This is a genomic window from Acinetobacter sp. YH01009 (assembly GCF_013420765.1).
GTDB classification, from domain to species: domain Bacteria; phylum Pseudomonadota; class Gammaproteobacteria; order Pseudomonadales; family Moraxellaceae; genus Acinetobacter; species Acinetobacter amyesii.
Map to the genome: position 1 here is coordinate 21,930 of NZ_VOYE01000004.1, position 13,429 is coordinate 35,358.

At 42.2% G+C, this 13,429-nt stretch carries 12 protein-coding genes, 1 tRNA gene, 3 pseudogenes and 1 other annotated feature; of the genes and pseudogenes, 12 read left to right on the plus strand and 4 right to left on the minus strand.

Annotated elements, in window-relative coordinates:
• Positions 1-7: 7 nt before the first annotated feature.
• The 10 genes and pseudogenes from FTT76_RS05805 to FTT76_RS05850 form a co-directional block, all read left to right on the plus strand.
• The gene (locus FTT76_RS05805; RefSeq protein WP_168369542.1) at positions 8-1,309 is read left to right on the plus strand and encodes an NAD(P)/FAD-dependent oxidoreductase; all 1,302 of its coding nucleotides are present in this window, start codon (positions 8-10) and stop codon (positions 1,307-1,309) included.
• On the plus strand, positions 1,299-1,856 hold the full coding sequence (locus FTT76_RS05810) for a DUF3261 domain-containing protein (RefSeq protein WP_168369541.1): 558 nt from the start codon (positions 1,299-1,301) through the stop codon (positions 1,854-1,856). The genes FTT76_RS05805 and FTT76_RS05810 overlap by 11 nt, the downstream gene beginning before the upstream one ends.
• On the plus strand, positions 1,849-3,045 hold the full coding sequence (locus FTT76_RS05815) for a beta-ketoacyl-[acyl-carrier-protein] synthase family protein (protein WP_180190160.1): 1,197 nt from the start codon (positions 1,849-1,851) through the stop codon (positions 3,043-3,045). Before FTT76_RS05810 ends, FTT76_RS05815 begins: the two co-directional genes overlap by 8 nt.
• Entirely contained in the window at positions 3,042-3,479 is a 438-nt protein-coding gene (locus FTT76_RS05820) for a 3-hydroxylacyl-ACP dehydratase (protein ID WP_180003139.1), read from the plus strand. Before FTT76_RS05815 ends, FTT76_RS05820 begins: the two co-directional genes overlap by 4 nt.
• Complete coding sequence (locus FTT76_RS05825) at positions 3,476-4,201, plus strand: 3-ketoacyl-ACP reductase FabG2 (RefSeq protein WP_180003138.1); 726 nt, start codon at positions 3,476-3,478, stop codon at positions 4,199-4,201. The genes FTT76_RS05820 and FTT76_RS05825 overlap by 4 nt, the downstream gene beginning before the upstream one ends.
• Positions 4,201-5,433, plus strand: a complete 1,233-nt coding sequence (locus FTT76_RS05830) for a beta-ketoacyl-ACP synthase (protein WP_180003137.1) — start codon at positions 4,201-4,203, stop codon at positions 5,431-5,433. Before FTT76_RS05825 ends, FTT76_RS05830 begins: the two co-directional genes overlap by 1 nt.
• 57 nt (positions 5,434-5,490) lie before the next feature.
• Entirely contained in the window at positions 5,491-5,853 is a 363-nt protein-coding gene (locus FTT76_RS05835; RefSeq protein ID WP_227515218.1) for a hypothetical protein, read from the plus strand.
• A gap of 17 nt (positions 5,854-5,870) precedes the next feature.
• Entirely contained in the window at positions 5,871-6,305 is a 435-nt protein-coding gene (locus FTT76_RS05840) for a hypothetical protein (RefSeq protein WP_005090826.1), read from the plus strand.
• A gap of 34 nt (positions 6,306-6,339) precedes the next feature.
• Positions 6,340-6,465, plus strand: a pseudogene (locus FTT76_RS05845) (transposase); the annotation flags it as partial.
• A gap of 86 nt (positions 6,466-6,551) precedes the next feature.
• Positions 6,552-6,959, plus strand: a pseudogene (locus FTT76_RS05850) (helix-turn-helix domain-containing protein); the annotation flags it as partial.
• Between the two features lie 38 nt (positions 6,960-6,997).
• On the opposite strand, the pseudogene FTT76_RS05855 reads toward FTT76_RS05850, so the two are convergent.
• The 3 genes and pseudogenes from FTT76_RS05855 to FTT76_RS05865 all read right to left on the minus strand — a co-directional run bounded on the left by FTT76_RS05855 (position 6,998) and on the right by FTT76_RS05865 (position 8,746).
• A pseudogene (locus tag FTT76_RS05855) lies at positions 6,998-7,784 on the minus strand (integrase core domain-containing protein).
• Positions 7,396-7,509, minus strand: a sequence feature (AL1L pseudoknot). It overlaps the preceding pseudogene by 114 nt.
• Entirely contained in the window at positions 7,753-8,073 is a 321-nt protein-coding gene (locus tag FTT76_RS05860) for a hypothetical protein (RefSeq protein ID WP_180003135.1), read from the minus strand. The pseudogene FTT76_RS05855 and the gene FTT76_RS05860 overlap by 32 nt, the downstream one beginning before the upstream one ends.
• Before the next feature lie 596 nt (positions 8,074-8,669).
• A tRNA-Ile gene (locus FTT76_RS05865) sits at positions 8,670-8,746 on the minus strand.
• Positions 8,747-9,115: 369 nt separating this feature from the next.
• On the opposite strand from FTT76_RS05865, the gene FTT76_RS05870 reads away from it, so the two are divergent.
• Complete coding sequence (locus FTT76_RS05870) at positions 9,116-11,320, plus strand: OsmC domain/YcaO domain-containing protein (RefSeq protein ID WP_180007369.1); 2,205 nt, start codon at positions 9,116-9,118, stop codon at positions 11,318-11,320.
• A gap of 536 nt (positions 11,321-11,856) precedes the next feature.
• A complete protein-coding gene (locus tag FTT76_RS05875; protein WP_180007368.1) occupies positions 11,857-12,081 on the plus strand; it encodes a hypothetical protein in 225 nt (74 codons plus the stop codon).
• 125 nt (positions 12,082-12,206) lie between these two features.
• Here the strand turns inward: FTT76_RS05875 and bioB are convergent, their stop codons facing one another.
• Positions 12,207-13,199, minus strand: a complete 993-nt coding sequence (gene bioB, locus FTT76_RS05880; protein WP_180007367.1) for a biotin synthase BioB — start codon at positions 13,197-13,199, stop codon at positions 12,207-12,209.
• Positions 13,200-13,429 lie beyond the last annotated feature (230 nt).

Here is a 13,429-nt window from a genome sequence, read left to right on the forward strand (position 1 = left end):
CAGTGCAATGAGCACCATGCAACAGACAGATGTTTTAATTATTGGGGCGGGACCATCAGGCAGCTCGGCTGCAGCTTTGTTGCGCCAAAAAGGTTACCAAGTCACGGTCATTGAAAAGCAATATTTTCCGCGTTTTTCCATCGGCGAGTCTTTATTGCCGCAGTGTATGGTGTTTTTAGAAGAAGCGGGTTTATTGGAAACGGTGCGTGCACATGCCGACGAATATGCCTTTCAGTTTAAAAATGGCGCGGCTTTTTTAAGAGGCAGACAGCGTAGTTTTTATGACTTTACCCAAAAATTTAGTGAAGGCCCAGGCACTACATGGCAGGTCCGACGTGCCAACTTTGACCAGCTTTTGGCACAGCAAGCCGAAAAAATGGGCGCGGACATCCGTTTTGGCCATGAAGTCTTGGCCGTCGATGTCACATCCACACAGCCGATTTTGACGGTCAAAGATGAGCAAGGCAACAGCTACCAAATTCAAGGCAAGTTCCTGTTAGATGCCAGTGGTTTTGGCCGTATTTTGCCGAAGTTTCTCGACTTAGAAAGCCCGTCGGACTTTCCTGTGCGCCGTGCAGTCTTTACCCATATTGAAGATGGTTTGTTGGATGACCCTGAGTTTGACCGTGAGAAAATTTTAATTACTGTGCATGAAAAAGATCATCGTGCGTGGTATTGGCTGATTCCCTTTGCTGATGGGCGCTCTTCATTTGGCATCGTGGCGGAGCAAGATTTCTTTGAAAAATATGGTTATGACGGCAGTGCAGATTATGACCTTGAGGCCTTGCAGAAACGTATTTTAGCCGATGATGCCAGTTTGTCACATGTACTGCGTCACGCCAAACATGATACTTCTGTCCGTACTTTGGTGGGCTACTCTGCCGATGTGAAACATTTGGCTTCCAACAACTATGCACTACTGGGCAATGCCGGTGAGTTCCTTGATCCTGTCTTTTCTTCGGGAGTGACTATTGCTTTGAAATCGTCCAGTCTAGCCGTACCATTGGTCGAGCAAGTGCTGCAAGGTCAGGCAGTAGACTGGATGGAGCAATATGAAAAGCCACTACGTAAAGGCATTCAAGTATTTCGTGCCTATGTCGAGTCATGGTATTCGGGGGAGTTTCAGGATGTGGTGTTCTCCACTCATCAGGATGAAAAAATCCGCCGTATGATTGCTTCCTTACTGGCAGGTTATGCGTGGGATGCAAGCAACCCGATTCATCGTAATGCCAAGCAACGCTTGAGCACTTTGGCCGAATATTGCCGAGAAGAACAACCGCAAAAAGAGTCGTTGACTGATGAAACTTAAGCTGCGTTTGAAAACCGTCAGTTGGGTTTTAGCCAGTGCTCTGCTCTGTAGTGCCTGCCAAAGCTGGATTCCCAAGGCGCAGGGACTCGCGACCCCGCAGTGGGCTGCGCAAAATTATCAACGTCAAGATCAAATCGAAGTGCAGTGGAAAACCCAGAGTTTCAGCTTTTTACTGTATCAGCAACAACGGGGGCAGTCGCTTGATATGTTAGCGCTCAGCCTCACAGGGCAACAGTTGTTTAAACTCAGTTTTGATGGTCAAAAGGTCGAAGTTGAACAGCGGATTGATCCAATGAAACGGTTGCCTTTTGATTATGTGGTGCGTGATATTCTGTATGCCACTTATCCAAATTTTGCTGCCTTACATACTGCTCAAAATGCTGTCGTGCAGAAAGACGATACCATTTATATACAGCAGCAACCCGTGTTGAAAATTCAGCAAAATGAAGGAGCAATTGAACTGGATAATCTGCAAGTGCCTTATCAAATGGTGATCAGCACGGTGAGCAATACTTTAGAAGATGATCAAGGTGACCATCATGACTAAAAATCTACAGCATGTTTCAGCCATGGGTATTCAGTTCAGTGTGGCGCTGTCGGCTTTGGGGCAAAATGCCACTGAGCTTCAGCATGCCTTAACAAGCACAGAAAATACTTTGTCACAACGAGAGGATTTGATCGCGGGGCGTTCGGTCTGGGTCGGTGCATCGGATCAAGCCTTGGTTCAAGCAGTGCCTGAAAGCTTGAGCAGTGCAGATTCACGGAATCTACGCTTTGCCCTGACGGCTTTGGCGCACATTGAAACTGAAATTCATGCTTATACAGCACAGTTTGCTAAACAACGTCTTGCTGTGATTATCGGCACGTCAACCTCAGGCATCGCAGATAATGAGCCTGTCTTAAAAGTCCAGTTTCAACAGTCTGTACCGCAGTCTGTACAGTACCAAAAGCAAGAAATGGGCAGTTTAGCGAAAGCCTTACAACAGTATTTGGGCTGGGAAGGGCCTGCCTATACCATTTCTACCGCTTGCTCCTCGGCAGCTAAAGCGCTGGCGGCGGGGCAACGTCTGCTGAATGCAGATCTGGCCGATGCTGTCTTAGTCGGTGGAGTCGATACCTTGTGCAAGCTGACTTTAAATGGTTTTGATAGTTTAGAAAGCTTATCGAGCGGAATTTGTCAGCCCTGTGGTGCCAACCGTGACGGCATCAATATTGGCGAAGCTGCAGGACTATTTTTACTGTCCAAAGCACCTGCAGCTGTGATGTTGCTGTCGAGTGGTGAGTCAATGGATGCATGGCATATTTCAGCACCGCATCCAGAAGGACGAGGGGCTGCGGAGGCGATGCAAAAAGCTTTAGATATGGCACAGCTTGAAGCAGGCGATATTGGGTATTTAAATTTGCATGGGACTTCTACACCGCAAAATGATGTGATGGAGATTAAGGCGGTGCAGACTGTTTTTGCAGATTATCCAGTTGCACTTAGTAGCACCAAACATAAAACGGGACATTGTCTGGGGGCGGCGGGTGCAATCGAAGCCTTTATTTGCCAGCAGGTTTTATTAGATCAATCTTGGTTGCCGCTGCATCATGCAGGTGAATTGGACGATGCTTTGGCTGGGCAAAATTATGTGTTTACACCGCATTTAGCTGCACCGATTCGCTATGCGATGAGTAATTCTTTTGCTTTTGGTGGGAGCAACATCAGTTTAATTTTCGGGACGGTTTTGTCATGATGGACGCAGTACAGTTTATTCCACATGCGAAACCGATGGTTTTCGTGAGTCATTTGATTGAAGCCAATGATACATTTGCGATTGCAGAACTTCATATCACAGCTGATTTGATGTTTTGTGAGCCAAATGGCTTGCCCACATGGAGCAGTATTGAGCTGATGGCGCAGACCATTAGTGCCTATGCAGGCTATAAAGGGCAAACCAAGGGTTGGCCACCGAAAATTGGCTTTTTATTGGGAACGCGTAAAATGCAGTTGCCTTGTGCCTATTTTAGTTTGGGCACAACCGTGCGGATTCGAGTAGAACAAAGTTATCTGCACGAGGGTTTGGGGCAGTTTCATTGTGAAATTGAATATCAAGAACATCGGTTCAGCGCCATGTTGAGCGTATTTGAGCCTGAAAATATGAATGAAATCATCGGAAAATTAGTGTGAACAGAAGAATTTTAGTCACGGGTTCGAGTCGTGGGATAGGTAAAGCGATTGCTTTGGAGTTGGCAAAGGCAGGCTTTGATGTCACGGTCCATGCCCGTTCAAGACAGTCTGAGGCCGAAGCGGTGGCTCAGGAAATTCAAGCGCTTGGACAGGCCAGTCATGTACTGATGTTCGATGTGAATGAGCGTGAAAAAATTGCCGCTATTTTAGAGCAAGATATAGCACAGCATGGTCCTTTTTACGGTGCAGTGCTGAATGCAGGATTAACCCGTGATGGTGCTTTCCCCGCACTGACTGATGAAGACTGGGATGATGTGGTCTCGACCTCTCTGAACGGTTTTTATAATGTGTTGAAACCATTGATGATGCCAATGATCCGCTTTAAAAAGGGTGGACGTATTGTGACATTATCTTCAGTGTCTGGAATTATGGGGAACCGTGGTCAGGTCAATTATAGTGCTGCCAAAGCAGGCTTAATTGGTGCGACCAAAGCATTGGCACTAGAGTTGGCAAAACGCAAAATTACGGTGAACTGTGTGGCTCCGGGCTTGATAGAAACCGAAATGGTCACAGAGGAAGTCAAAGAACATGCCTTGAAAATGATTCCGATGCAACGTATGGGGCAGGTGGAAGAAGTCGCTAAAGCGGTAAAGTTTTTATGTAGTGATGATGCCAGTTATATCACCCGCCAAGTGCTTTCAATTAATGGAGGCCTGATCTAATGAAACGTGTTGTTGTAACAGGCATGTCTGGGATTACTTCTTTGGGTGAAACCGCAGAGCAAATTTTTGAGCAGTTTACACTCGGTAAAAGTGGCATTCGCTATATGCCCGATTGGGAGATCTATCCTGATTTACGTAGTAAATTAGCTGGTCCAGTTGAGTCATTTACTGTACCGAAGCATTTTAACCGTAAAGTTACTCGTGGTATGGGGCGTGTTGCCTTAATGTCCACGGTATGTGCTGAAAAAGCATTGGAAGACGCAGGTTTACTCCATGCTGATATCTTAAGAAGTGGCGATGCAGGCGTGGCTTTTGGTTCTTCTGCGGGCAGTGTGGATGCTGTGCGTGAGTTTGGTACCATGTTGCTTGAGCATGATATGAGTCAACTCAATGCCACGACCTACATTCGTATGATGTCACATACCAGCGCGGTCAATATGACGGTGTATTTTGGGCTAAAAGGTTTAACGCTGCCGACCTCAAGTGCGTGTACTTCCGGTTCGATGGCCATTGGACAAGCTTATGAAGCGATTAAATACGGCAAGCAAACTGTGATGATTGCAGGTGGAGCAGAAGAGCTCAGCGCTGCGGGTTCAGCTGTGTTTGATGTACTGTTAGCGACCAGCGTTCAAAATGATCATCCAGAGAAAACTCCGCGTCCCTTTGATGCAAATCGGGATGGTTTGGTTGTTGGTGAAGGTGCAGGCTGTTTGATTTTAGAAGAATATGAACATGCTCAAGCACGTGGAGCGACTATTTATGCTGAGATCATCGGTTATGGTAGCAATACTGATGGTCAGCATGTGACGCGACCTGATTCTGAGATGATGGGACGCTGTATGCAATTGGCACTGAAAGATGCACAGCTTACTGCTGCGGATATTGATTATGTTAATGCACATGGCACTTCGACTGATCAGGGTGATATTGCTGAATCACAAGCAACTGTGCGTATATTGGGTCAAAAGCCAATCAGTTCATTAAAAAGCTATTTTGGTCATACTTTAGGTGCATGTGGTGCAATTGAAGCATGGCTCAGCATTGAAATGATGCAACGTAATCAATTCGTGCCAACTTTAAACTTAGATAACATTGACCCTGCGTGTGCGGAATTAGATTATATTTGTGGTGATATTCGCCCGATGTCAGCAAAAATTATTATGACGAATAATTTTGCCTTTGGTGGCATTAATACATCATTAATTTTCAAAAATAATATAGACCATAACTGAAACAGAGGGTAAAAAATGGGGTTTAAAAAAACACTATCTATCTTATCAGCAGTGAGTATGCTGGGATTAACAGCTTGTAGTACTGTAAAAATTTCTGATTATCCGCAGCGGCAATTAATGACAGCAAAATATGCGACTGCGGCTGATATTGTGAACAATATTCGACTTGGTGTTGGGCAAAATGCGCGCACTGGTTGGGTAGTTGAACAGGCAGATCAGACAAAGGTAGTTGCGGGTTTAACCCGTCGTAGCCATTATTTACAAGTAACCTATCTCATCTCAGGTAATCAAGTCAGTTCACAAATTACAGGTAGCCGTAATCTCGATCAACGTGGTAATAAAATTCATAAAAATGCGATGGCATGGAAGGCACGTTTAGATAATTCGGTATTTACACAACTTTCAAAAACGTTAAATTAAATAAGAGAGCAATTACTATGAATATTAAGCAATTTGGCTTCACAGCTATTCTGGGGCTAGCTGCATTTACATCAGCACATGCAGCTGACCAAATGCATGATTTCAATTTCCAAGAAGCTGTAAGCCGTGCTGTTGCTGATGGGGTTTTGGATGGTTCAGTAAAATTTTATTTGGCGGGAACCAAGTCGGGCGGTAAGGTGATTGAAAAAGGCTTAGTGACCAATAAAAAGACCAATGGTTTTGCCAAATCTGCGGAAAGTTCATGTGATCATGTACTTCGTTCGGCATTGATTCAATTTCAAAATACAGCCAAAGCCAAAGGCGCCAATGCGGTTACCAATCTGGTGAGTTTCTATAAGTCCAATGAAACACGTAGCACCACGACTTACCAATGTGCGAAAGGTACGGCATTAGCAGGGGTGGCATTAAAAGGTGACTTAGTAAAGTTCTAATATGGTCTGATAGCATGGTCTTTCTAGAAACAAGAGAAAGACCTTATCTGACTGGATTGGTCGCTGCGGTGTGGAACTGGAACCTTTGGCCAATGCTTTAAAAGAGGTGGTGCTGCAACAGCAGGTGCTGCATGCCGATCAAGCGCCGGTCACCATTGTTAGCGGCAGTGTAAAAATGACCCCCTAATGGCATTTAAAAACTGCCCCCCCCTTGGTTAATATAGCGGTCATTTTGGACTGCTCAACATGTTAACTTTGGAGCAAGCAGTGACAATCCAAATACTTCATCAGCAAGGTAAATCTATTAAAGCTATTACTCGTGAACTGGGGGTGTCCAGAAATACCGTACGTAAATATTTACGGCAAAACACCACACCTCAGTATCAGCGTATACAGCCTAGAATAAGTATCCTTGACCCATATAAAGCCTATTTACTCCAACGTGTAAACGCAGCTCATCCTGAATGGATTCCTGCTGTTGTGCTCTACCAGGAAATTTTAGGGTTGGGATATCCAGGAAAGATCAGGATCTTGAGGGAATATCTTGCAACATTAAAACCAGCTGCTCAACCGGAACCGATCATTCGTTTTCAAACCCAACCTGGCCAACAAATGCAGGTAGATTTCACGACAATTCGACGCAACAACACGACTGAACCGTACTGGGTTTGTCGGAGACTTTTTTATTTAAGTTAGGCCACCTGACCTAACGTGTTAACCTTATCATAGTACATTGCTTCAAACTCAAAAGGCGATACATAACCTAGTGCACTATGTACACGCTCTTTATTGAACCAATCTACCCAATTTAGTGTCGCAAGTTGTACATGTGCTAAACCTTGCCAATCTGCTTTTAGATATTCAATCACCTCTGTTTTGTATAAGCCATTCACCGTTTCAGCCAAAGCATTATCGTATGAATCACCCGTTGTACCGACTGATGCTCGTAAATTTGCTGCTTCAAAACGATTGGTATAGCGAATAGAAAGATATTGAACACTTCTATCGGAATGATGAATCACATTCTTTGGCATGCCTCGATCGTGCAATGCTTCTCATCACAGAGATCTAGAGTCCGATAATAGGTTGAAGGGGCGATCGGTAAAATTCTACAAATCGCCTCGACTCCGTACAGCTCTTTATTATGGATAAAATCCACCATTATTTGTGAGGGCGGTCGAGCTCCGCCTGGGCGAAAAAAGCGGCTGCTTTGCGTAGAATTTCATTGGCACGCTTTAATTCTTTAATTTCACGTTCCATTTGCTTCATTTTTTCTTGGTCAGATATCTGTTGTACTTTGGCAGGATTTAGTTGATCCATATGCTTTAAATACCAAACACGCAATGTTTCAGGAGTACAACCGATTTTAGGAGCAATAGCTGTGATTGCTGCCCAAGTAGAAGGATAATCTTTTTCAGATTCAATTAGTAATTGAACCGCTCTTTCTCTAATTTCGGGGGTATAGTTTGGTTTTTTCATCGGAATAGTCTCTCAGAATATTGAGTCTCCGACAAACCCGGTACGGTTCATTTTCAATTCCAAACATATCATGTTCTTCATGACCACTTGGAAGATCAAGAATTTCGATTTCCTTGTTAAAAATTTCTTTGAGGCTTTGCATTAAAAGCTCTGTTTTACCAGACTGCATCATAAAATCTGTACTAAGTATTGTAATTTTCTCAATATCGCTTTTATTTTCTAGAAAATAACGTGCAGATTCTAAATTTGCTTCAGGATGTCCCGTTGTGCTTAGTAAAAGTATGCTCATATCGATTTTTATAATAAAAATAATGCATTGAGTATGGTAAAGGATTGCAGCACAAGTTAGAAGCTTTAATAGAAGAAGGAGTGTGCTGTGATGCTTTATCTCAACATGCTAGCTCATATTGCTTCCTTTTAGTAATTTAATCTCTGTTGCACTTCATTTGAGAATCTAAGAGTTTAAAAAATATCTTGATGAAAAAACCTTATCTTAATGTGACATTAGTCGAGACGCTTAAAAAATGGTGGAGTTCTAAAAGTTATGCTGGCTTCAGTTGTCAATAAAATTATAGAAAATATTCTGATGGAAAACATCTTATTTTCAAGGCTTCACGACATTTGATTGGTAATTAAAATAGCATCAGCATACTTTTTGAAACACTACCAAAAAATTGAGCCATTTTTATTCAGTGGTAGAAAGGCTTTGTTGTACAAAGATTTAAAAATTAAAGTTTTAACTACGCTATCCAAATTTAAGATACAGCTAGGGGGTACCTAAATTTGTTCTCTAATAAAGTTGATTGATTTCGCTTACCATTTGCTTACCAGAATCAAGAAACAAAAAACCCCTCACGATTAATGCACGTAAGGGGTTGTTTTATATGGTGGGCCCACACAGACTTGAACTGTGGACCAACGGATTATGAGTCCGCTGCTCTAACCAACTGAGCTATAGGCCCTATATTCTGAATGTGTTATTTATCAACAAGTTCAGACGCAAAGCATACTAGCGAAGATTTTTTTAAAAGACAAGCCTTTTTCTTCACGGCTGCACACTAACACAACAAATTGGCTGTAGTTGCAGCAGTTGAGCTTTGATTCGAGAAAAATGCTCAAAGCACTGAATTCTAGATTGATGTAAATCACGACAAAAGTTATCAAATAGGCAAAATAACCTTATAATAATGCCCATTCTTGTCAGTACCGTGCTCAACAGCGCATAAGATTGGTACTGGCCTCACATTTTTAAGTCAATGTCCTACAGTTATTCGGCTTATGTTTTCATTTTTATGTGTTGCACTGACACATAAGAATATTTAGGTGCCCACATGGAAATTAAGGTTAATTATCTCGATAACCTTCGACAAGAAGCCAAATTTGATGACTTCACGGTAATTGCCGACCAACCTATTCGCTATAAAGGTGATGGTTCTGCTCCCGGACCATTCGACTACTTTTTGGCGTCGTCAGCATTATGTGCAGCGTATTTTGTAAAAGTGTATTGTGCGGCGCGAGACATTCCGACAGATAATATTCGCTTATCACAAAATAATATTGTTGATCCTGAAAACCGCTATAAGCAAATTTTCAAAATTCAAGTTGAACTACCTGCGGATATTTCTGAAAAAGACCGTCAAGGCATTTTGCGTTCAATTGACCGCTGTACGGTTAAAAAAGTCATTCAAACTGGTCCTGAATTTGTCATTGAAGAAGTAGAAAGCATTGATGCAGATGCACAAGCTTTACTTATGCCAAATTTAGCGTCAGACAGTACCACGTTTATTCCGGGTAAAGATCTGCCATTGGAAGAAACCATTGCCAATATGTCAGGTATTTTGGCAGGTTTAGGCATGAAGATTGAAATTGCATCATGGCGTAACATCGTGCCGAATGTTTGGTCTCTACATATTCGTGATGCACAATCGCCCATGTGTTTTACCAATGGTAAAGGCTCAACCAAAGAAAGCGCATTAGCTTCGGCTTTGGGTGAATTTATTGAACGTCTCAATTGCAACTTCTTCTATAACGACCAGTTCTGGGGTGAAGAGATTGCCAATGCTGACTTTGTGCATTACCCAGATGAAAAATGGTTCCAACCCGGCCCAGAAGGCGAGTTACCTGTCGAAATTTTGGATGACTACACACGTGAAATTTATAACCCAGAAGATGAGTTATTAGGCACACATCTATATGACACCAATTCAGGAAATATAGCACGCGGTATTTGCTCTCTTCCATTTGTCCGTCAGTCCGACGGTGAAACAGTGTATTTCCCATCAAACTTGATTGAAAATTTATACTTGTCAAACGGGATGAGTGCAGGGAATACCTTGGCTGAGGCTCAAGTGCAATGTTTATCGGAAATCTTTGAGCGTGCGGTCAAACGTGAGATTTTAGAAGGTGAATTGGCTCTACCAGATGTACCAGAAGAGGTTTTAGCCAAATATCCAAGTATTGTTGCGGGTATTCAAGGCTTAGAAGAACAAGGTTTTCCTGTATTGGTAAAAGATGCTTCACTTGGTGGTCAGTACCCTGTGATGTGCGTAACCTTAATGAACCCACGTACTGGTGGGGTTTTTGCATCTTTTGGTGCGCACCCTAAACTCGAAGTAGCTTTAGAGCGTAGCTTAACCGAGCTTCTACAAGGCCGAAGCTTTGAAGGTCTAAACGATCTACCAAAACCAACGTTTAGCTCGAATGCAGTCACTGAGCCAAATAACTTTGTAGAACACTTTATTGACTCAAGTGGTTTGGTATCTTGGAAATTCTTTAGCGCACAATCAGACTATGATTTTGTAGAGTGGGATTTCACATCTGAAGGTGAAAATGCCAATGCGGAAGAAGCTGCAGCGATGTTTGCGATTCTAGAAGACATGGGCAAAGAAGTGTATATGGCGGTCTACCAGCATCTAGGTGCTATGGCATGTCGTATTTTAGTTCCGGGTTATTCTGAAGTGTATTTGGTTGAAGACTTGGTTTGGGATAATACCAACAAAGCTTTGGACTTCCGTGAGGATATTTTAAACATTCATCGTTTAGATGAAGACGAGTTAGTGTCACTGGTTGAGCGCTTAGAAGAGCTTGAGGTGGATGACTATACGGATATTGTGACGCTCATCGGGATTGAGTTTGATGACAATACCGTATGGGGCCAATTAACGGTTCTTGAGCTCAAACTACTGATCTATATTGCCTTACAAGAATTTGAAGAAGCAAAAGAGTTGGTCGAAACCTTCCTTCAGTACAACACTAATACAGTTGAACGTGGTTTGTTCTATCAATGCATGAATGTGGTTTTAGAAGTTGAATTGGACGATGACTTAGATCTCAATGACTATGAACATAATTTCCGTCGTATGTTTGGTGACGAACGTATGGATGCAGTGATTGGTTCAATGGATGGCAGTCTTCGCTTCTACGGTTTAACTGAAACCAATATGCAACTTGAAGGTTTAGATCGTCATTTACGTCTGATTGATAGCTATAAAAAATTGCATGCTGCACGTGCGAAGTTTGCCAGTCAGAACGTTTAAATCTGGGCTTGTGAATAACGTTACTCGTGTGATCATCTATTTGAAAGAACTCTCCTAAGGGGGAGTTTTTTTGTGCGAAATTTGCTGAAAATTAATCTATATCTGTGATGTTGATATTAATAAAAATCCTTATAACTCAGGTGAATATAAGGAAGGCTTAAGAATAACCGATTATCCGAAATTGTGTCATTTTAAAGTAAAGATATTTGACTCATTGGAAAAATATGATAATAAATTAGCTATGGCGTGTTTAGGCATGGTCATAATATTTCAGGACGAAATATTTAGAAGCACATTAATAAATAAACGGGAGTTTTAACAACATGCTTCAATTATTCAGAAAACTATTTTGCATGCATATTTACGAATACGAGCAAATGGAAGAAATCGGTTCGCACAAGGAATGTCGTAAGTGCGGTGTGACAAAGTAATGCAGAGTCTAAGCCGAAAAAAAAGTGAGCGAAAGCTCACTTTTTTAATGCCGGTCAATATTGAAATCATTAAAATAGAATCACATCCACAGTTTTCATGCAGATATGAGTAAAGATTTTCAAGCCGAGCGTTATACCGTTGATGCCAATATGGCAGATACCATTGCATGGCTATTACAACATCAAGATTGCTTTGAATCTTTTCATTATGATGTGATTCAGCAGCAATTGGTGGTTCAACATGCTAATGGTCAAGACATTATTCGTGAAGGGGATTATTTAAATGCAGGCTATGGAATTTTAATAACAGCACATAACTTTGTTAAGTAAACGATATATTTTCCCTACTCATGGTGATTTAGCTATTTCATTTGTTCGCACCATCTCTTGCATTGCACTTTGATACCTATCACTGATCATTCAATTGAACTAAGCCCCGAACTTCGAGGCTTATTTTAAGCCATTTGCATGGCATCAGTTGAAAGCTGTGCAGCATTTGGTTTGGGCTGTTCAGCCACTAAACCGAGTTTGCTAAATAAAAGCTGATCTTTGCCTTCGCCTGCATTTGGCGTGGTCAGTAGTTTTTCACCAGAAAAGAGTGAATTTGCACCTGCCATAAATGCCAAAGCTTGTTCTGAATCACTCAGGGATTCACGACCTGCAGAGAGTCGAATATAGCTTTTTGGCATAATGATCCGTGCGACTGCAATGGTGCGAATCCATTCGATCACATCAAGTTTCTCAACCTCTGCAAGTGGGGTACCTTGAATAGGCACAAGGAGATTGATCGGCACAGATTCAGGATGAATCGGCAGCGTTGCCAACTCCATCAAAAAGGCAATACGGTCATCACGGCTTTCACCTAAGCCCACAATTCCGCCGCTACAGATTTTCATTCCAGATTGGCGAACATAGTCTAGCGTCGTTAAACGGTCATCATAGCTACGCGTGCTAATGACATTGGGATAATACTCACGAGAGGTATCGAGGTTATGGTTGTAATAATCTAAGCCTGCCTCATGTAGGCGCTCTGCCTGAGACTGATTCAGCATGCCAAGGGTCATACAGGTTTCAAGTCCCAGCGCTTTGACTTCACGCACCATTTCTAGCACATAGGGCATGTCCCGTTCATGTGGATTGCGCCATGCAGCGCCCATACAAAAACGCGAAGAACCTGAGGCAAGCGCAGCTTTCGCTTCATTGATGACTTTTTCCACAGCCATGCGTTTTTCGGCTTCTAATCCAGAGTCATAATGTGCGGACTGAGAGCAATATTTACAGTCTTCAGGGCACTTACCAGTTTTAATCGAAAGTAAGGTGCTGACTTGAATATGATTGGCTTGGAAATATTCACGGTGAATGGTCTGTGCTTGGAATAATAAATCCATCAATGGTTGTTGATACAACTCTTGTATTTCTGGATGTGTCCAGTCATTTCGGTAGCTCATAAATGATCCATATTTTCTGCCTAATGCAGATCATCATACGTAAAATTTGCAGACTTCCAAGACTATTTTGTAACATTGCAATTTAGCTAAAATGCATTGAAATGACTTTTTCAAAGAACTTTTGATATTTAAGATGCTTGCAAAGTTATGCTAAATGACAGCACAATCGCTGCAATGTTTATTTTGAGCTAAAAAATTAATTTTCTTGGATTACGTCACTAAGTTTTAGC